Origin of the sequence: Streptomyces milbemycinicus, from assembly GCF_002154605.1 — a bacterium.
Lineage (GTDB): Bacteria > Actinomycetota > Actinomycetes > Streptomycetales > Streptomycetaceae > Streptomyces > Streptomyces milbemycinicus.
The window spans coordinates 1-18,775 of the sequence record NZ_MUNE01000577.1 but is presented as its reverse complement, the minus strand read 5'-3'; the positions used below and the strand labels follow the sequence as shown (position 1 = coordinate 18,775).

The 18,775-nt window shown below is 69.7% G+C and carries 19 protein-coding genes; 11 read left to right on the top strand and 8 right to left on the bottom strand.

Going from position 1 to position 18,775, the window contains the following annotated elements; genetic code table 11:
* The coding region (locus CCN51_RS38805; protein WP_143676018.1) for an aldehyde dehydrogenase family protein at positions 1 to 761 on the top strand (761 nt) is incomplete at its 5' end.
* Between the two features lie 30 nt (positions 762 to 791).
* Here the strand turns inward: CCN51_RS38805 and CCN51_RS38800 are convergent.
* Together CCN51_RS38800 and CCN51_RS38795 are read right to left on the bottom strand one after the other, a co-directional pair.
* Complete coding sequence (locus CCN51_RS38800; protein ID WP_014173067.1) at positions 792 to 1,151, bottom strand: ArsR/SmtB family transcription factor; 360 nt, start codon at positions 1,149 to 1,151, stop codon at positions 792 to 794.
* 158 nt (positions 1,152 to 1,309) lie between these two features.
* Positions 1,310 to 1,990, bottom strand: a complete 681-nt coding sequence (locus CCN51_RS38795) for a hypothetical protein (protein ID WP_014173066.1) — start codon at positions 1,988 to 1,990, stop codon at positions 1,310 to 1,312.
* Positions 1,991 to 2,126: 136 nt separating this feature from the next.
* Here CCN51_RS38795 and CCN51_RS38790 point away from each other — a divergent pair, with 136 nt between their 5' ends.
* From CCN51_RS38790 to amaB, 3 genes are read left to right on the top strand one after another with little or no spacing between them, the layout of a single operon-like run.
* Positions 2,127 to 3,299: an NAD(P)/FAD-dependent oxidoreductase gene (locus tag CCN51_RS38790; RefSeq protein WP_014173065.1), complete on the top strand. Its 1,173-nt coding sequence runs from the start codon at positions 2,127 to 2,129 to the stop codon at positions 3,297 to 3,299.
* Between the two features lie 28 nt (positions 3,300 to 3,327).
* Positions 3,328 to 4,719, top strand: coding sequence for a 2-oxoadipate dioxygenase/decarboxylase (gene hglS / locus CCN51_RS38785; RefSeq protein ID WP_014173064.1), 1,392 nt, complete (start codon positions 3,328 to 3,330; stop codon positions 4,717 to 4,719).
* A gap of 31 nt (positions 4,720 to 4,750) precedes the next feature.
* Positions 4,751 to 6,280, top strand: coding sequence for an L-piperidine-6-carboxylate dehydrogenase (gene amaB, locus CCN51_RS38780; protein WP_014173063.1), 1,530 nt, complete (start codon positions 4,751 to 4,753; stop codon positions 6,278 to 6,280).
* A gap of 67 nt (positions 6,281 to 6,347) precedes the next feature.
* On the opposite strand, the gene CCN51_RS38775 is transcribed toward amaB, so the two are convergent.
* Entirely contained in the window at positions 6,348 to 7,049 is a 702-nt protein-coding gene (locus CCN51_RS38775; protein ID WP_158104737.1) for a class I SAM-dependent methyltransferase, read from the bottom strand.
* A 46-nt stretch (positions 7,050 to 7,095) separates the two neighbouring features.
* On the bottom strand, positions 7,096 to 8,424 hold the full coding sequence (locus tag CCN51_RS38770; protein ID WP_014173061.1) for an MFS transporter: 1,329 nt from the start codon (positions 8,422 to 8,424) through the stop codon (positions 7,096 to 7,098).
* Here CCN51_RS38770 and CCN51_RS58320 point away from each other — a divergent pair.
* A complete protein-coding gene (locus CCN51_RS58320) occupies positions 8,423 to 8,593 on the top strand; it encodes a hypothetical protein (RefSeq protein WP_238545252.1) in 171 nt (56 codons plus the stop codon). The two genes, CCN51_RS38770 and CCN51_RS58320, sit on opposite strands and share 2 nt — an antisense overlap.
* A gap of 444 nt (positions 8,594 to 9,037) precedes the next feature.
* Positions 9,038 to 10,561: a methionine--tRNA ligase gene (locus CCN51_RS38760; RefSeq protein ID WP_014173059.1), complete on the top strand. Its 1,524-nt coding sequence runs from the start codon at positions 9,038 to 9,040 to the stop codon at positions 10,559 to 10,561.
* A gap of 46 nt (positions 10,562 to 10,607) precedes the next feature.
* Here the strand turns inward: CCN51_RS38760 and CCN51_RS38755 are convergent, their stop codons facing one another.
* On the bottom strand, positions 10,608 to 11,216 hold the full coding sequence (locus CCN51_RS38755) for a TetR/AcrR family transcriptional regulator (RefSeq protein ID WP_014173058.1): 609 nt from the start codon (positions 11,214 to 11,216) through the stop codon (positions 10,608 to 10,610).
* A gap of 46 nt (positions 11,217 to 11,262) precedes the next feature.
* Here CCN51_RS38755 and CCN51_RS38750 point away from each other — a divergent pair, with 46 nt between their 5' ends.
* On the top strand, positions 11,263 to 11,727 hold the full coding sequence (locus CCN51_RS38750; RefSeq protein ID WP_014173057.1) for an SRPBCC family protein: 465 nt from the start codon (positions 11,263 to 11,265) through the stop codon (positions 11,725 to 11,727).
* Between the two features lie 52 nt (positions 11,728 to 11,779).
* Here the strand turns inward: CCN51_RS38750 and CCN51_RS38745 are convergent, their stop codons facing one another.
* From CCN51_RS38745 to CCN51_RS38735, 3 genes are all read right to left on the bottom strand, one after another.
* Positions 11,780 to 12,544 (bottom strand): SAM-dependent methyltransferase, encoded by a 765-nt coding sequence (locus tag CCN51_RS38745; RefSeq protein ID WP_014173056.1) that lies wholly within the window; start codon positions 12,542 to 12,544, stop codon positions 11,780 to 11,782.
* 91 nt (positions 12,545 to 12,635) lie between these two features.
* Positions 12,636 to 13,154 (bottom strand): MarR family winged helix-turn-helix transcriptional regulator, encoded by a 519-nt coding sequence (locus CCN51_RS38740; protein WP_238545251.1) that lies wholly within the window; start codon positions 13,152 to 13,154, stop codon positions 12,636 to 12,638.
* 194 nt (positions 13,155 to 13,348) lie between these two features.
* Positions 13,349 to 14,665, bottom strand: coding sequence for an MFS transporter (locus tag CCN51_RS38735; RefSeq protein WP_014173054.1), 1,317 nt, complete (start codon positions 14,663 to 14,665; stop codon positions 13,349 to 13,351).
* Positions 14,666 to 14,801: 136 nt separating this feature from the next.
* Between CCN51_RS38735 and CCN51_RS38730 the strand changes: the two genes are divergently transcribed.
* From CCN51_RS38730 to CCN51_RS38715, 4 genes are all read left to right on the top strand, one after another.
* Positions 14,802 to 16,580 (top strand): IlvD/Edd family dehydratase, encoded by a 1,779-nt coding sequence (locus CCN51_RS38730; protein ID WP_014173053.1) that lies wholly within the window; start codon positions 14,802 to 14,804, stop codon positions 16,578 to 16,580.
* A 19-nt stretch (positions 16,581 to 16,599) separates the two neighbouring features.
* On the top strand, positions 16,600 to 17,574 hold the full coding sequence (locus CCN51_RS38725) for a sugar kinase (protein WP_014173052.1): 975 nt from the start codon (positions 16,600 to 16,602) through the stop codon (positions 17,572 to 17,574).
* A gap of 76 nt (positions 17,575 to 17,650) precedes the next feature.
* Complete coding sequence (locus tag CCN51_RS38720) at positions 17,651 to 18,271, top strand: bifunctional 4-hydroxy-2-oxoglutarate aldolase/2-dehydro-3-deoxy-phosphogluconate aldolase (protein WP_014173051.1); 621 nt, start codon at positions 17,651 to 17,653, stop codon at positions 18,269 to 18,271.
* 50 nt (positions 18,272 to 18,321) lie between these two features.
* A partial coding sequence (locus tag CCN51_RS38715; protein WP_086860652.1) for a FadR/GntR family transcriptional regulator occupies positions 18,322 to 18,775 on the top strand: 454 nt, incomplete at its 3' end.

Here is an 18,775-nt window from a genome sequence, read left to right as displayed (position 1 = left end):
TGGTGTCCTTCACCGGCGGCCACCGGACCGGAAACGCGGTGGCGAGCGCCGCCGGAGCCAAGAAAACCCTCATGGAGCTGGGCGGGAACAACGCCGTCCTCGTCCTCGACGACGCGGACACCCCGGCGGCCGCACAGGCCGTGGTGGCGGGCGCCTTCGGCGTGGCGGGGCAGAACTGCCTGTCGGTGCAGCGGGTCTTCGTCGCCGCGCGCATCGCCGCCCCCTTCCTCCGGCATGTGATCGCGGCCACCGAGGAGTTGCGGGTGGGCCGCAAGGCCGATCCCCGTACGGACATCGGCCCGCTCATCAGCGAACGCGAGGCGCGGCGCGTCGAGGGATGGGTACAGGAGGCGCGCGAGAGCGGCGCCGTGGTGCACACCGGAGGCCGCCGGGACGGCGCTTTCCACTGGCCGACCGTACTCACGGACGTCCCGGCGGACGCGAAGGTGATGACCGAGGAGATCTTCGGCCCGGTGCTGGTGGTCGAGCCGATCGACACGGTGGACGAGGCCGTCGCCCGCGCCAACGACACCCGCTACGGCCTCCAGGCCGGTGTCTTCACCACCGCGCTGGACACCGCCCTGGACATCGCGGAACGGCTCCGGGTGGGCGCGGTGATGATCAACGACAGCAGCGACTTCCGGATCGACGCCATGCCCTTCGGCGGGCCCAAACGGTCGGGCGTCGGCCGTGAGGGTGTGCGGTACGCCGTGGAGGCCATGACCGAGCCCAAGGTCGTCGCCGTACGCCGTGGCGCATGACCGTCCACCGCCACCGTCCCCGGGCGGGTCTCAGTCGTGCGGCGGGGCCCCAGTGACCATGTGATCGGCGTGGTTGACGGCCTCGATGACCAGCCGGCGCAGATGGCCGTCGTGGAGCGAGTACACCGAGCGGCGCCCCTCCTTGCGCACCTGGACCAGCCCGGCAAGACGGAGCTTGGCCAGGTGCTGGCTCACCGCGGGGCGGGCCGCCCCGCTGGCCTCGGTGAGGGTGTTGACATCGGCCTCGCCCCGGGCGAGGGACCACACCAGATGCAGCCGGGTCGGGTCGGAGAGCAGCGCGAAGACATGGGCGGCCGTGGAGAACTGCGCCGCGCCGCTGGGATGCGTATGCGACCTGGTCGGGGTCGCCTGCTCGTCATTCACCGGCATCCGCCGACCCGGGCGGCTCGGGTGGATGGTTCAAGGCACGTGCCATGCGGGTGTGAACCTTCCGCATCTGATTGATGCATGCGTGCGTTCATATGCACATAATGGTGCAGAGACATGCGGTGTGTCCAATGTGGCGCCCACCAGGCCGCTCCTGGTGCTCAGCCGCTGATGGTGCGGAGGAAATGGTCGGCGTCCTCAGGTTCGCCCAGCCGCCCTACCTCCAGCCAGGACCCGTCGGTGAAGCGGAGCCGGAAAGTGGCGAATCCGCGCGGCTGGCCCGCCTCGCCTTCGACACGGACCTGATCGAGGGGAAACTCCACGACGGTCCGGAAGTCGTCGGCCTTGGTGGGCGACAGCCGACGGCGAGGGGACGTGGCGATGCAGACGCGATCGTGGGCCAGCATGACCAGGCGTTTCGGGTTGGGGGAGTGCCCGTACCAGCGCAACAGCAACTGGCCTGCGGCCAGGTTCCAGTCGCCGTCGAAGATGCCGTTGGTCGGATCCTGCCGACGATCGCGGGCAGGGCCGCGGCGGGAGGCAGCGGGGCGGTCCTCCGGCGGAGTCTGCGGCTCCCCGGCCCGCGGTCCACGGCGCCGCCGCCCCTGGAGCAGCCGGTCGAGTCCGTCGATCAGCATCATCGGGATGACGACGAAGAAGAACACCACGGCCCCGATGTACCGCAGCCAGTGACGGCCCGGCTTCAGCCGCTTCTTGCCTGAGGCGCGGTGCACGTCTTCGGGCGGTGTGGGGATGGGCTTGTGGATCTCGCACCAGACCAGAGCCACGGGGTCCTCGCCCAGGATCTTCCGGGCCCGCCGATGTACCGCGCGCTTCGCCATACCGAAGATCCTAGAACGAGCCTCTGCCTCACCTGTCGGACCAGGCAGCCCGACCCGTAGCGTTCCGGAGAAACGGACCCGTCTTCGTACGACCCGTCTCCGTCCGACGGGGTGGCCTCTGGAAGGGAGTGGCCCGTTGTCCTTCTCCGCCTTCCGCACCGTTCCGACCTCCGCCGATGTTGTGATCATCGGTGGCGGCGTCATGGGTGCGAGCACCGCGTTTCACCTCGCCGAGGCCGGGGTGCACAACATCGTCGTCGTCGAGCGCGGCGACCTGTGCTGCGGCAGCTCGGGCAAGCCGATCGGTGGCGTACGCGCCCAGTTCTCCGATCCGCTCAACATCGAGCTGGGCAGCCGCAGCCTCCGTGCCTACCAGGAGTTTCCCCACCGGCCCGGCGCCGACATCCGGCTCGACACCGTCGGCTACCTCTTCCTGCTCGACAGCGAACAGCAGGTGAGCGACTTCGAGACCGGCGTCGAGCTCCAGAACAGCCTCGACGTGCCGAGCCGTATGATCAGCCCCTCCGAAGCCCGGCGCCTGTGTCCCTACATCAGCACCGACGGCCTCATGGCCGCCGCGTACTCCCCGGCCGACGGGCACGCCCGCCCCGGACTGGTCGTCCAGGGGTATGTGCGGGCCGCGGCCCGCGCGGGCGTCACCTTCGCCACCCACACCGCCGTCTCCGGCATCCACACGGCGGGGGACCGCGTCAGCGGGGTGCACACCGGCCATGGCAGCATCGCCTGCTCCACCGTCATCTGCACAGCGGGAGCCTGGTCGGCGCAGATCGGCGACATGGCCGGCATCAACCTCCCGATCCGGCCCGTGAGGCGGCAGTTGGCGTTCACCGCGCCACTCGCGCCGCCCGCCCCGCGTATCCCGTTCACCATCGACTTCGCCTCGTCCGGCTACTTCCACAACAGCGACGACGGGCTGCTGTTCGGGCTGGCCGACCCCGATCAGGAAGACGGCTTCGACACCACCTGGACCCCGGAGTGGCTGGAGCTGTTCCGCACCGTCGCCCGCCACCGCGCCCCGGCTCTGGCCGATATGGAGACCGTCAGCGGATGGGCCGGCCTGTATGAGAACACGCCGGACCACAACGCGCTGATCGGCCGCTCCGGGGAGCTGCCCAACTTCCTCTACGCCGCCGGGTTCTCCGGCCACGGCTTCCTTCAGGCGCCCGCGATCGGCGAAGTCATGCGCGACCTGTACCTGGAGCGCGAGCCGTTCACCGACATCTCCCCGCTCAGCGCCGACCGGTTCCGCGACGGCGCCGATTTCCGCCCCGAAGCCCATGTGGTGTGACCCCCGACCGAAAGGCCGAACCATGTCAATGATCACTCAGTGGCAGCTGCGGGCCGCATTCGCGGCGCGGCTGTCGGAGATGTACGGGCAGGAGGTTCCCGCCTACACCACGCTCGTGGACGTTTCGCGCGAGGTCAACGAGGACGTCCTGCGCGCACAGGGAGCCGACGCGGAACGCCTCGGGTCCATCAGCCGGGTGACCGCCGAGCGGCACGGAGCCATCCGCGTCGGCACACCGAAGGAACTGCGGCAGGTCGCCCGCATCTTCGCGGCCCTGGGCATGCACCCGGTCGGCTTCTACGATCTGCGGGAGGCCGCCGCCAGCGCCGTCCCCGTCATCTCCACCGCCTTCCGGCCGGTCGACGGCGAGGAACTGGCCCGCAACCCCTTCCGGGTGTTCACCTCCATGCTCACCCCCGCCGACCCCCGCTTCTTCGACGCAGACCTGCGCTCACGCCTGGAGGCCTTCCTCGCGGACCGCGAACTCTTCCCCGCCGAACTGCTCGCACTGGCCGACCGCGCCACGGCGGAGCGGGAGCTGCCCGAGGCGGACGCCGAGCGCTTTCTGCGACTCGCCGTGCACGCCTTCGAGCTGTCGCCCGAGCCCGTCGACCAGGCGTGGTACCAGACTCTGGAGCGGATCTCCGCCGTCGCCGCGGACATCGGCGGCGTCCGCAGCACCCACATCAACCACCTCACCCCGCGCGTCCTGGACATCGACGAGCTGTACCGGCGGATGACCGAGCGCGGCATCGAGATGATCGACACCATCCAGGGCCCGCCGAAGTGGCAGGGCCCCGACGTCCTGCTGCGGCAGACCTCCTTCCGGGCGCTGGCCGAACCCCGTGCCATGCGCACCCCGGACGGCAGCGTCGTCAGTGGCGCCCTACGAGTCCGCTTCGGCGAGGTCGAGGCCCGCGGCATCGCCCTCACCCGCAAGGGCCGCGCCCTCTACGACGAACTCCTCGGCCACATCGATGAGCAGGTGTCCCAGAACGCTGCTGACGCCCGGGGCGATATCGCGCGCGCCGTGTGGGAGCGGCACCTGCCCGGCAGCGAACGGGAACTCGCCGCCGCGGGGCTGGCCTACTTCACCTACCGGCTCGACCCGGACCGGCCGCGCGACGGCAACCGGCCCCCCACCAGCGTCAGCGAACTGGTGCGGCAGGGCTGGGTGAGCGCTGAGCCCGTCGTCTACGAGGACTTTCTGCCCCGCTCCGCCGCCGGCATCTTCCAGTCCAACCTCAGCGGCGAGGGCATCCGCAACAACGAGCGCGAAGGCACCGCCTACGACGCCGCCTGGCTCTCCGGCGCCATCGGCCACGACGTGCTGGACCCCTTCGCCCTCTACGAGCAGCAGCAGAACCGCTCCCTCGCACAGGTCGCCCACGAGCTCGACCTCACCGGCGCCCTCGGCTGACCCCCGCCCCCTCACACCTTCAAGGACCGCCATGACCAGCACCGCACTGCCCACCACGGACGAGCTGCGCGCCCGCGCCCGTGGCGGCCTCCAGAACATCGGCGTCGACGTGGCCGAGGGCAACGACTTCCACGCCCGCACCCCCATCACCGGCGAGAGCCTTCTCGGGTTGACGGCCGCCACCGACGCCGCCACCGAAGAAGCCATCGCCGCCGCCCGTACGGCCTTCCTCACCTGGCGCACCACGCCCGCTCCGCGCCGCGGTGAACTTGTGCGCCGCCTCGGCGAGTTGCTGCGCGAGCACAAGAGCGACCTGGCCGACCTCGTCACCATCGAGGCAGGCAAGATCCGCTCCGAGGCGCTGGGCGAGATCCAGGAAATGATCGACATCTGCGACTTCGCCGTCGGCCTGTCCCGCCAGCTCTACGGCCGCACGATCGCCTCCGAACGCCCTGGCCACCGGCTGGCCGAGACCTGGCATCCCCTCGGCGTGGTCGGTGTCATCTCCGCCTTCAACTTCCCCGCCGCCGTTTGGTCCTGGAACACCGCCATCGCCCTCGTCTGCGGTGACACCGTGGTCTGGAAGCCGTCGGAACTCACCCCGCTGATCTCCCTGGCCTGCGACCACCTGCTCGCCCGGGCCGCCGAGGAGGTCGGCGCGCCCCGCGACGTACACCGCCTCGTGCTCGGCGACCGCGCCATCGGCGAGAAGCTGGTCGACGACCCTCGCGTCGCGCTCGTCAGCGCCACCGGCTCCACCCGCATGGGGCGTGAGGTCGGCCCCCGCGTCGCGGCCCGCTTCGGTCGCAGCCTGCTGGAACTCGGCGGCAACAATGCTGCCATCGTCGCCCCCTCCGCCGACCTGGACCTCGCCATCCAGGGCATCGTCTTCGCCGCGGCCGGCACCGCCGGCCAGCGCTGTACGACGCTGCGCCGCCTCATCGTCCACCGCGATATCGCCGGCACCTTCATCGAGCGGCTGACCGCCGCCTACCACAAGCTCCCCATTGGCAATCCGTTCGACGACACCACGCTCGTCGGCCCGCTCATCTCCACCACGGCCCTCGACGCCATGCGGGGCGCCCTCTCCCGCGTCCAGGCCCAGGGCGGCAAGATCCTGGCCGGCGGAAACCGGCGCCTGACCGAGGCCGCGCCCTCGGCGGCCTACACCGAACCGGTCCTCGTCCGCGTCGACGAACAGACCGACGTGGTACGGGAGGAGACCTTCGCGCCGATCCTGTACGTACTCACCTACGACACCCTCGACGAGGCGATCGCGCTGCACAACGACGTCCCGCAGGGGCTGTCGTCCAGCATCTTCACCCGCGACCAGCAGGAAGCCGAGATCTTCCTGTCCGCCGCCGGCTCCGACTGCGGCATCGCCAACGTCAACATCGGCACCTCCGGAGCCGAAATCGGCGGCGCCTTCGGCGGCGAAAAGGACACCGGCGGCGGCCGGGAGTCAGGCTCCGACGCCTGGAAGGCCTATATGCGCGCGGCCACCAACACCATCAACTACTCCAGCGAACTCGCCCTCGCCCAGGGTGTCAGCTTCCTCTGATCAGGCTGGGGCGGGGTGCCGGTGGCCGGTACCCCGCCCCAGCACTCGCTCGGCTCACTCAGACCATTCACTCCGCCGGGTATTCATCGGCAATCACCGTGCGCCGAGCCAGAACAGCCGTCCCCTTTTCGTGATCAATGAAATCGGAGGACCAGTCCGGATACTCGCGGCACCAGCGCTCGACTATCTCCCGCTCGTCGGGACGACTCGCGTCGTCCAGAAATATCCTCGCATCGCTGCTCAGCTTCGATTCAAGCATGGGGAGTGCCGGGTACCTTGAAAGTGGATGCGTGAATCCTGGAGGCCCGTCGATCACCGCCATATCGCAGTTCTCGACGTCCTCGAGCTGCGTCGGGTCGTACCAGTGCCGTCGCTCTCCCTTGATGTCCACCTCGACCAGTGGGGCGATACGCACGTCCGCATATGTGTCCAGCCCTTGCTGGGTCAATGTGGCGGCTGTCACGGCACCGAAGCTTTTGTCATGGTCGATTGAGATGATCTTCCCGGGGATTTCGAAATGGCGAAGCGCGTTTGCCATCCAGACCGTTGTGGCGCCGCTTCCTATGTCCAGGATGGAAACCGGACGTCGCTCCTGGATGTGTGAGATCAGGAATAGTAGGAGGTCGGGTGAGGCCGTCCACTTTGTGGGTTGGGGCATTGCGTGTTTGACGGGAATGATTGCGTAGAGATTCGTCAGGGCCTCGACCTGCCGGAAACGGTTCGTCATAACCTCCCGAAGGTCGGCGATTTCCCTCAGGATGTCATCCATCGACGTCATTGTTCATCTCTCGTTCATGGCCGTAATTGCGTGAATCTTATCTTGCGCCGCGGCGGGTTCGCAGCAGGATGACGGCTACTACGGCGGCGGCTGTGAACGCGCCGGCCGCCATCGCGATGTAGTCGTGAACCCCTGCGGCCGAATTCACCGTTTCGCCGTCGATGACCGTGTTGGTGGACTTGAGCACGGCTGAACCCACGAACTTCAGGATCACTGCCCCGGTCGCCACCATGACCATCACCATGCTGGACACGACACCCTGGCGTTCCGGGGGCGCGAGCGTCGCTGCCATGTTGAAGCCGGATGTCACCAGCGTTCCTGCGGTGAGGCTCAGCAGGAAGGAGCACACGACCGCGAGAGGCAGCCGGGAGTCACCGAGGAACATCCCGACGGTGCCCACCGTTCCGAGCGCTACGCCGCCTGCGAGGGTCACGGCCGGCCCGAAGCGTGTTCCGAGCGCCCCGGCCAGGGTGCCGCCGAGCACGATTCCGATCGCCGGTACCCCGTACAGCAGGCCCAGCGCTCCCGGGGCGGCGAGTCCGTACCCGAGCTGCTGATCCGCTGAGACCTTGGCGATGAGGCCGAAGAGCGTGAGCATGCTCTGGTACGCGCCGGTTCCGAAGACGACCACGAGGAGCGTGAGCTCCAGTGGCCTGCCGAGGTTTCTGATGTCGATCACGGGCTCGGGAACCCGGCTCGCCACCAGGAACCACCTGGCAAGTGCCGCGGCGCCGGCGACAAGGAGGGCGAGCGGCCCCACGGCGAACCAGCCGAAATCCGACCCGAGGCTGATATAGCTGAGGACCGCCGCCAGACCTCCGCCGAGAAGCAGGGCCCCGGCGATGTCGACCTTGCCCGGTGTCCTGAGCGTGTCCTTGGGAAGGAGCCTGCGCACGAGGACGGCCGCGGTGGCCGCGAATATCGCCGACGCGACGAACACACTCCGCCAGCCGAACTTTGCGGCCGTTATCTCGAAGAGAGCGGGCATCCCGATACTGAGAAGCGCGGAGCCCGAGGTCACGATGCCCGTGGCGATCATCGCCAGGTCCGGTGCGCACATGTCACGGATGAGGGCGACCGTGAGGAACACGGCCCCCACGGCCGCTCCCTGCAGCAGACGCCCGAAGATGAACACCCAGAGGCTGGGAGCGACGAGGCACACCAGGGCGCCGGCCAAGGCGGTGAGCAGCGTCATGACCAGTACTCTGCGCTTGCCGTGGATATCGGCGCTCTTTCCGAGCAGTGGCGCCCACATCGCTCCCGCCAGCAGCGAGCTGGCGTCGATCCACGCCGACTGGTCGGTGCCGAAGTGGTCGAGCATCTCGGGAAGGACGAGGAGCGGTGCCGTGACGACCGTGTCCACCATGGCGTTCACCAAAATCAGGATGGCCACTTGGCCGACGAGCCGCCTGTTCCAACTCGTGTGTTGTTCGCTGCCGGGCACTCCGGTGCTGGTGCCGACGCTGCCCACGCTGCTGTCGTGCATGAAGCGCTCTGCCTTCTCTCTGGACCCTTATGCGGTCGAGATCGCCTGAGCCTTCACAGTGATGCGCTGTTCTGGGACGGATCTGCACGAGTCTGGGTGTGCCATGCGAACCGGGGGTCCAGTCCGATGGAATGTGGCAGGTCGCGGCAGTTGGCCAGCCGGTAGTTCACAGAAACTCACAGAGAGCGGCCCCGTGGCGCCGATGCCGTCGGCCCCGCTGCCCAGGGTGCGGCGCAACACCTTCCGCAGCAGCCGCGGTGACAGCCTGGTCCCGTGCCTCTCGGCGATCAGCACCGCGTCGCCAAGGAGCGTAAACAGCATGCCGCGACGACGCTCCGTTGCTATTCTCGGGCGCATGATCACGCTTTCGCCTCAGCACCGGATGATGCCCCGTCGACGGGGCTGCTGAGCACGGACGCGTACCGAATCCGAGGCCCCGGGACGGGGCCTCGACTGTTGTGCGACCAGGCCTCGCTACCCGGTAGGAGGACCGATGACCGCACCACGCCGCTACATCACCACGACCATTCCGTACGTCAACGCGCGCCCGCACCTGGGTTTCGCTCTGGAACTCGTCCAAGCGGACACGTTGGCCCGTCACCACCGCAGGCGAGGTGAGCAGGTCCGGCTGCTCAGCGGAACCGACGACAACTCTCTGAAGAACGTCCTGGCCGCCGAAGCGGCCGGCACCGATGTGCAGTCGTTCGTCGACCGCAACGCCGACGCGTTCGCCGCATTGCGCGGTCCACTGGCGCTCTCGTTCGACGACTTCATCCGCACCAGCAGCGACCCGCGCCACCGCGTCGGGGTCGAACGGCTGTGGCGCCGGTGCGCCGCGTCGGGCGACCTCTATCGCAGAGAGTACGAGGGCCTGTACTGCGTGGGCTGCGAGCAGTTCTACACCCCTGACGAACTGGTCGATGGACGGTGTGGCGAACACGGCACCGAACCTCAGCTCGTCACGGAAGAGAACTGGTTCTTCCGGCTGTCACGCTACGCCGGCCGCCTCCATCAGCTGATCTCCAGCGGCGACCTGCGTATCGAGCCCGTCGCCCGCCGCAACGAGGTCCTGGCCCTTGTCGAAGGCGGTCTGCACGACTTCTCCGTCTCCCGCTCCCACAGCCGCGCCCGCGGCTGGGGCATCCCCGTGCCCGAAGACCCGAGCCAGGTCGTCTATGTGTGGTGGGACGCCCTTGGCAACTACGTCACCAGCCTTGGCTACGGCACCGATGACACCGCCTACGACCAGTGGTGGGCCACCAGCGAGCGCCGTGTCCACCTGGTCGGCAAGGGAGTGGTGCGCTTCCACGCCGTGTACTGGCCTGCCATGCTGCTGTCGGCCGGACTCCCGCTGCCCACCGACATCCTGGTCCACGACTACCTCACCGTCGACGGCCGCAAGATCAGCAAATCCGCCGGAACCACCGTCGACCCGGCCGCACTGGCCGCGGCCCATGGCACCGACGCGGTGCGCTGGTGGCTTCTGCGCGATGTGCCCCGGATCGGGGACGCCGACTTCACTCCCGACCGCCTGACCGGCCGCGCGGATGCGGATTTCGCCGGGGGACTGGGCAACCTCATCCATCGCATCGTGACAATGGTTCACCGCTTTCGCGGCGGAACCGTTCCCGTCTCGGCCCCTTCCAGTGGGTTGGCGCTGGTGGACGTCTGCCGGAAGGTGCCCGGTCTCGTCGACGCCGCCTTGGCCGACTTCGACTTCCGGCGTGCCATCCGCGCTGTCTGGAACATCGTGGAGGAAGCCAACCGGTGTATTGATGCCACTCGGCCATGGGAACTGGCTCGGGCAGAGCGGCAGGGCGACGGTGAAGCTGCGAAGCGGCTCGACACCGTTCTCGTCACGCTGGTCACCGCATGCCGCGTACTGGCGGATGAACTACGTTCCTTCATCCCCGATGCCGCCACGCGGATCGCCGCACAGCTGACACCGGTCGAGGGGCGTCTGCCCGCAGCACAGCCGCTTTTCCCCCGCCTTCAGGAGGACACGCGGCTGGTGTGACATCCGGTGTTCCACTGGCCCAACTGCCGTGCGTGATCAGCGGCTTTCACTTCGAGCCGTAGAACAGCCGCAGGAACTCCTCCATCGCCGCGTCGACACCGGCGCGGTCACCGGTGGCGAGCAGATCGAGCAGCAGACCGCGGACGGTGGCGAGCCCCAGCCTGGCGCGGTTCCGGGCCACGGCGGGGTCCGCCCCCGCGCCGACCTCGGCGACCACAAGGGGTTCCAGCCAGTCCGTCACGAGCCCTTCGAGGACCGGGGCCGCCTCGGGGCGGCCCCGCAGCGCCTGCCCGCACACCTCGAAGAAAAGCCGTTCCTGACCGGCCAGCCGAGGATCGGTCAGCTGCTGCCACAGCCGCCGCGCGACATCGGCGGGCGAGAGACCGGGCTCCAGGCGGAGCCGGGACAGCAGATCGCGCTGGCGCCGCTCCGACGTCCGGACGATCTCGATGAGCAGCTGTTCCTTGGAGCCGAAGTAGTGGATCAGCATGCGGTGACTGACGCCGATCGCGGCGCCCAGGCGGCGCAGGCTCAGGTCCGCGATGCCGTGCGCCGCGACGTGATCGACCGCCGCGTCCACCAGTTGTGTGCGCCGGTCCCCGTCCGTGCCCTGCCCGGCATCGCCCTCGGAATGCGCGTCGTCCGTATTCACCACGTCGCGAGTGTACCAATCGGTACATGGGCCATGTACCGTCTGGTACATGATCCCCGTCACCGTGTCGATCGACGTACCTCAGACACCCGAGCAGGTCTACGACTTCCTCGATGTCATGGCCCACCACGAGCGATTCACCAACCACTACCTGACCGACTACCGCTACAGCGGCCCCGACCGCGGCATCGGATCGTGCGCCACGGTCACCGTGACGCTGGGCGGCACGAAGACCGACGTCGCCATCGAGGTCGTCGAGGCCGAAGCGCCGCGCCGCATCGTCGAACGCAACGTCAGCGCGGCCGGCCGACGCGTGGCCCACGGCACCTACACCATCGAACCGCTGCCAACCGGCGGCAGCCACATCTCGTTCACCTACGCCTGGGAACGTGCCCCTCTCGCCGACCGGCTGCTGTCCCCGGTCGTACGGCCCACGATGCGGCGCGCCAACCGTACGGTCATGCAACGACTGGCCGACGAGCTGGCCCGCCACGTGTCCACTGCCGACTCCTGACAGTCGTGCATGCCGCGGCGAGTGGCGTTGGTGGCGTCGGTGGCTCACAGTGTCAGGGCTTGATGGCGTGCAGAACGCGCAGACCGCGAGGGCCCACCTCGTTGTGGCGGATGTCGAGGCCGGCCATGCGGCACTGTTCGGTCACCCACTCCGGAGCCAGTCGGAGTTTGGGGTAGCTGCTGGCCTTCAGCTGCCAGCCGTCGTCGCGGCGGGTGTGCAGCAGATCGTGGACCTGGACCGTGTCCTCGTCGAGGTAGTCGAGGAAGCAGGTGAGGATCCGGTCGGCGGTGCTGCGGACGGGGATGAAGCGGTCCGGGCCGATGAGCTCGTGTGTGAGATCGCGGTACGTGGCGATGAAACTCCCGCCCGGGCGCAGCGCCTTGGCGGTGTCCGTGATCAGTTCCTGTACGTACGTACGGCTGGACAGGTGCGGCAGGGTGTCGCCCATGCACACCACGGCAGCGACCGAGCCCGGGGAGGTGAGCCGGGTCAGGGCGCCGCGGATGTCCCCGTGGACGGGGTGGATGGCCTCCGCGGTCCCGGAGCGCTTGGCGTGTTCCCGGAGTTCGTCCAGGAGCGCGGTGCTGGTGTCGACGGCGGTCACCGATGTGAAGCCGAGGCGGGCGAGGGCCAGGGTCTGCGGGCCGGGGCCGCTGCCGAGGTCGACGGCGGTGGTGTTCTCTTCCGGAGGGGCGACCAGGCCCAGCCCGCGGAGGAGTTCGGCCTGTGCCGCCGCCACCGTCTCCATGTCACCGCCGAGCATCCATGTGTAGTGCTCGGCGAGCAGGTCGTCGTAGTGCTCGGCAGCGGTGGTCATACGGTTCCTTTCGTGAAGTGGGTCGACGCGAGTGCGCCGGTGAGTCGGTCACACAAGGCCCAGGGCACACATGGGGTTCAGCAGGTGGCGGCTATTTCCCGGAGCCGGGGAGCGGGCCGAGTGCGGTGGCGCCGCTCACGGCCGATTCGCCCGTACGCACCCAGGCGGCGAGATCGGCGAGGTACACGTTTGCCAGAGCGGCCTCCAGGGCGTTCCCGAGGGCGGCCCGATACGTGGGTGTCGCCTCCGCATAGCGTTCCCGGCCGGTCGCGGTGATGCTCGCGCTGACCGCGCGACCGTCACCGGCCGCGGAAGTCCGCTCTGCCAGGCCCCGCGCTTCCAGCCGGCCGACCAGGCGCGTCACGGTGCTGTCCTTCAGCCCGATCCGGTCGGCCAACTCGCCCATGCGCAGGGAGGGGCCGCTGTCGGGGCGGCCGAGCGCGCACAGGGCGCGGTATTCCGACAGTGGCAGGCCGTGCCCGTGCTGCAGAGCCTCGTCCAGCTGCTTCTCCACGCGGCCCAGCAGTCGTACGGCCATGCACCAGCGGTCGTCCTGCGCGTCGTCGGCGGGGTGCGGTGTCTCGTGGGATCTCTGCCCTGGGGTCGTCACAGGGGCACGGTATCTGCTTGTGCAAGCAGATAAAAGAGGCGTGCGGAGGCGGCTTCCTCAGCCGTCGGTGGTCGGCACCTCGCCGGTGGGGGTGTCCCCTCCGCCACAGGCGCGTCGGCCGCAGTCGCTTCGGCGGCCTCGGCGCCGGGTGAGCCGGCGGAGGGTTCAGATGGTGGCCGGGCGGCCGGGGTGGCTCAGACCGTGGAGCGCCCGAGTTCGGTGTCCCGCTGCGGCGTGTCCGTGATGACGGGCCTGTGCTCGATCAGCCGCTTGATGCCGAAGGTGGCGACGGTGGCCACGGCCATCGCGGCGACCAGGAACCACAGACCGGTGACAGGGGACGAGGTGCGGTCCACGATCACACCGATCCCCATGGGGCCGAATCCGCCGCCCAGGTTGCCCACGGCGTTGATCATGGCGATGCCCGAGGCGGCCTGAACGCCCGCGAGGAACCGGGACGGCAGCGACCAGAGCACCGGCTGTCCGGCGAAGATGCCCACCGCGGCCACGCTGATGAGCGCCATCTGCAGCGCGTGGTTGTCCACCAGCGCGGTGGCGGCCAGGCCCAGGGCGCCCACGGCCGTGGTGGCGGCGATCCACGGGTAGCGGGAGCCGCTGCGGTCGGCGAGCTTCGGCACGACGTACAGGCCGAGGGCGACGAAGACATAGGGAATGGCGGTGATGAACCCGGTGGCCGTGGAGGACAGGCCACCGAAGCCGTCGACGATGGTCGGCAGCCAGAAGCTGAGGCCGTAGGCGCCGAGGGGGAAGCAGAGGAAATACAGCGCCATCCACACGACGCGCTTGTCGCGCAGTGCGCTCAGCGGGTTCTCGTGGGCCGCGCCCAGCGCGTCCGTCTCTCGGGCGAGTTCATCGGCGATCCAGCCCTTCTCGTCGGCGGTCAGCCAGCGCACCCCGTCCGGTCCGTCCGGGAGCACACGGAGAGTGACGACGGCTAGCAGCATGGCGGGCAGTCCGGTGGCAACGAAGATCCACTGCCAGCCTTCCAGGCCGAGGGTGCCGTCCAGGTCGCCGAGCGCGCCCATGAGCGGATTGCCGATGATGAAGGCGAGCGGGGACGCCATCATGAACCAGCCGGTCATCCGCGCCCGGTAGCGGTACGGGTACCACTTGGTCAGGTAGTAGAGGACGCCGGGGTAGAAGCCCGCCTCGGCCACGCCGAGCAGAAAGCGGGCGGCGTAGAACTGCCAGGCGGTGGAGACCAGGGCCGTGAGGACGGTGACCAGGCCCCAGCTGACCATGATCCTGGTGAACCAGCGGCGCGCTCCGAACCGCTCGAGAAGGATGTTGCTGGGCACTTCGAAGATCGCGTACGCGACGAAGAACGCGACCTGGCCGAGGGTGAACGCGGCGCTGGACAGCCCCAGTTCGTCTTGGAGCGTCAGCTTGGCGAACCCGACGTTCGACCGGTCGACATAGGCGACCAAATAGAGCAGCACCAGGAACGGCATCAGCCGCCAGGTGACCGTTTTCATCACTTTCGCTTCCATGCGGCTCTCTCCCAGGAGTTCGACATTGATCCTCTGGACGGTGACGGAAGGTATCGTGATTTGATAGCACCATTGAAGAGGTGGATGGGACACAGCTTGGTCACGGCCACCTCAGCGCACGGAAAGGACATCGCGCATGGCCGCGCTCGACCCCCCGCCCACTGCCGACAACGCCACCGCCGACAGCACCGACAGCGCCACCGCCCCCCTCCGCAGCCGCGCCTGGTTCGGCGACGGGGGGAAGAACGGTTTCATCTCACGGCACCATCTGCGCGCCATGGGCCGCGGCGGTCATAACTTCGACGGCCGCCCCGTCATCGGCATCTGCAACACCTACTCCGAACTGACGCCGTGCAACGGCCACTTGCAGATCCTCGCCGACGCCGTGAAGCGCGGTGTGCTGCAGGCGGGCGGCTTCCCGCTGGAGTTCCCCGCGATGTCGCTGGGCGAGCCGTTTCTCCGCCCGACCTCGATGCTCTACCGCAATCTCGCCGCCATGGAGATCGAGGAGCAGATCCGGGCCAATCCGCTGGACGCCGTCGTCCTCCTGACCGGTTGCGACAAGACCACCCCCGCCGCGCTGATGGGCGCCGCCAGCGCCGGGGTACCGGCGATCGTCTTCACCGGTGGCCCGATGCTCAACGGCCGGTTCCGCGGCCGCAACGTCGGCTCGGGTACGGACATCTGGCGGATGACCGAGGAGTTGCGGGCGGGCACGATCACGCAGGAGGAGTTCACCGAGTTCGAGTCCTCGCTGAACCGCTCGGCCGGCCACTGCATGACCATGGGCACCGCTTCCACGATGGCCTGTCTCGCCGAGGCGCTGGGCATGATGCTGCCGGGCGCCTCCGGTCTGCCCGCCGTGGACGCCCGCCGCGGCACACTCGCCGAGGCCACCGGCGCCCGTGCCGTCGAACTCGCGGGCAGCACCCGCACCCCCGGCCGGATCATGACCCGCGAGGCGTTCGAGAACGCCATTCGGGTCAACGCGGCGATCGGCGGCTCCACCAACGCCGTCGTGCACCTCCTCGCCGTGGCCGGCCGGCTCGGCGTACCGCTCGCGCTCGACGACTTCGACCGGCTCGGCGCCGAACTGCCTCTGCTGGTGGACCTGATGCCGTCCGGGCGCTTCCTGATGGAGGAGTTCGCATACGCCGGCGGGCTGCCCGCGCTCATCAACGATCTGCGGGACCGGCTGCACCACGGCACCGTCACCGTGACCGGCCGGAGCCTCGTCGACAACTGCGCGGGCGCCGAGGTGTACGACCGTGAGGTGATCCGCCCGCTCGACAAGCCGGTGCAGCCCGCCGGCACCGGCACCGCCGTGGTCCGCGGCAACCTCGCGCCCGACGGCGCGGTCGTCAAACAGTCCGCGGCCGACCCGGCACTGCTCCGGCACACCGGCCCCGCCCTGGTCTTCGACTCCGTGGAGGAGTATCTGGCCGTCGCCGAGGACGACGACCTCGATGTCACCGCCGATACCGTCCTCGTCGTACGCAATCTCGGCCCGCGCGGCTACCCCGGGATGCCGGAGGTGGGCAATCTGCCGCTGCCCAAGAAGCTCCTCGACGCCGGGGTCCGGGACATGGTGCGGATCTCCGACGCGCGCATGTCCGGCACCGCCTTCGGCGCCTGTGTGCTGCACGTCGCCCCGGAGGCGGCGGTCGGCGGGCCGCTGGCGCTGATACGTACGGGGGACCAGGTCCGGCTCGACGTACCGGGGCGGCGCCTGGACATGCTGGTCGAGGACGCCGAACTGGACGAACGGCGGGCCGAGTGGCAACCGCCGAAGCCGCCCGCCGACCGCGGCTGGACCTACCTCTACACCCGGCATGTCACCCAGGCCGACACCGGCGCCGACCTCGACTTCCTGGTCGGCTCCACCGATTCCGCCCCGCCGCGACAGGCGTTCTGAGGCTTTCTGAGGAGTACATATGTCCTACGAGGAACAGCCGCGCGGGCGGCCGGTGCCCGAGGTCGTGACATGCGGCGAGGCGATGCTCCTGATGGTGGCGGAGCCCGGGGTGCCGCTGGAGCGGGCGACGGTGTTCCGGCGCTCCGTGGCGGGCGCGGAGTCCAACGTGGCGACCGGGCTCGCCAGGCTCGGACACCACACGCGCTGGCTCGGCCGCGTCGGCGACGACCCCTCCGGCCGGTCCGTGCTGGCTCAGCTGCGCGCGGACGCCATCGACACGTCGTACGCCGTCGTGGATCCCTCCGCGCCCACCGGGCTGCTGCTGCGGGACAGCCATCCGGCGCGGGCGATCGATGTGCAGTACCACCGGGCCGGCTCGGCGGCCTCCCGGCTCACCGCCGACGAGCTGACCGCCGAGATGGTGGAGGGCGCCCGGCTGGTGCACATCACGGGCATCACCCCCATGCTCTCGGACTCCGCCCACACGGCCACGTTGCGGCTGCTGGAGCTGGCCCGCGCGGCCGGCGCGATGGTCTCCTTCGACCCGAACGTACGGCTGAAACTGGGCACCCCCGAGCGCTGGCGCAGCGTCGTCGGGCCGCTGCTTGGGCAGGCGGACATAACTCTGGCCGGCGAGGACGAGCTGGAGCTGCTGGGCGCGACGGCCCCCGGGCTGCTCGCCGCGGGTGTCACCACAGCCGTGGTGAAGCACCGCGACAAGTCGGCCACCTGCAGTACGGCGGACGGCACATGGCGGCAGGACGCGTTCCGGGTACCTGCCGCCGACCCGGTGGGGGCGGGCGACGCGTTCGCCGCCGGGTTTCTCTCCGGGGTCCTGAGCGGCGCACCGTACGACCGCTGCCTGGCGGCGGGCGCCGCGGTCGCCGCGCTCGTGGTGCAGTGCACCACCGACACCGACGGCCTTCCCGATCGCCAGGGCCTGGTTCGCGCGCTGTCGTCGTTCATGGGCGCCGCGGAGACCGTCCACCGCTGACGCCCGGCGGCACTCACCTAACCCACGGCACCGCACACCGCACCACACCGCACACCGCACCACACCAGGAGCACTCATGTACCGATGGGACATCGTCCGGGCCGTCACCGCTCAGCGGGTGTTCGGGATCGTCCGGGCGGCCGGGCCGCGGGAGGCCCTGGCCGCGGCCGTGGCCGTGCTCGACGCCGGGCTGAACGCCGTGGAGGTGGCGCTGACCACGCCGCGCGCGCTCAGCGCCGTCGCCGAGTTGACCGCCGAACGGCCGGACGCGCTGGTCGGCGCCGGCACGGTCATCGACGCCCCCGCCGCGCGGGCCGCGGTGGAGGCGGGCGCCCGGTTCCTGGTGTCGCCGAGCCTGCACCCGGAGGTGATCCGTACCGGACACCGCTACGGCGTGCCGGTCTTCCCCGGAGTCGCCACTCCGACCGAGATGGTCCGCGCCCTGGAGGAGGGCGCGGACGCACTCAAGCTCTTCCCGGCCTCCGGCGCATCCCCGAGCTGGCTGCGCGACGTCCGGGCCGCGCTGCCCCAGGCCCCCGTGATCCCCACCGGTGGTGTGACAATGGACAACGCACCGGAGTGGATCGCGGCCGGGGCCATCGCCTGCGGCATGGGCTCGGCGCTCACCTCGGGCGGTGCCCAAGCGGCGGGCGAGCGGGTGACCACACTGCTCGGCCGCCTCGCACAGGCCCGCTGAAACCCCGGGACGGTCGAGGGCGGTAAGGGCAGGACGGAAACGGGGAGCGCGTGGAACTGCAAGGGCTGCACGGACAGGTGGTGGACCAGATCGGCCTGTCCCTCGCCGCGGAGGAGACCCGCGCCGGCGAGGTGCTGCGCCTGGAGGACGTCCAGGAGCGCTATGGCGTCTCACGGACCGTCGCCCGGGAAGCGGTCCGAGTGCTGGAGTCCAAGCGGGTCGTCACCTCCCGCCCCCGCGTCGGCATCACCGTACGGCCGATGACCGAGTGGAACCTGTACGACCCCCAGGTCATCCGCTGGCGGCTGAACTCACCACACCGCGGGGCCCAGCTGCGCGAACTGGCAGAACTGCGCGCCGCCGTCGAGCCGTCGGCGGCCGCGCTCGCCGCGGCCTCGGGCGACGACGAAACCTGCAAGGCGCTCTTGGCGCACGCCCGGGCGATGGCGACCGCGGCAGCCGAAGCGGACACGGCCGGGTTCGTCGCGGCGGACGCCGCGTTCC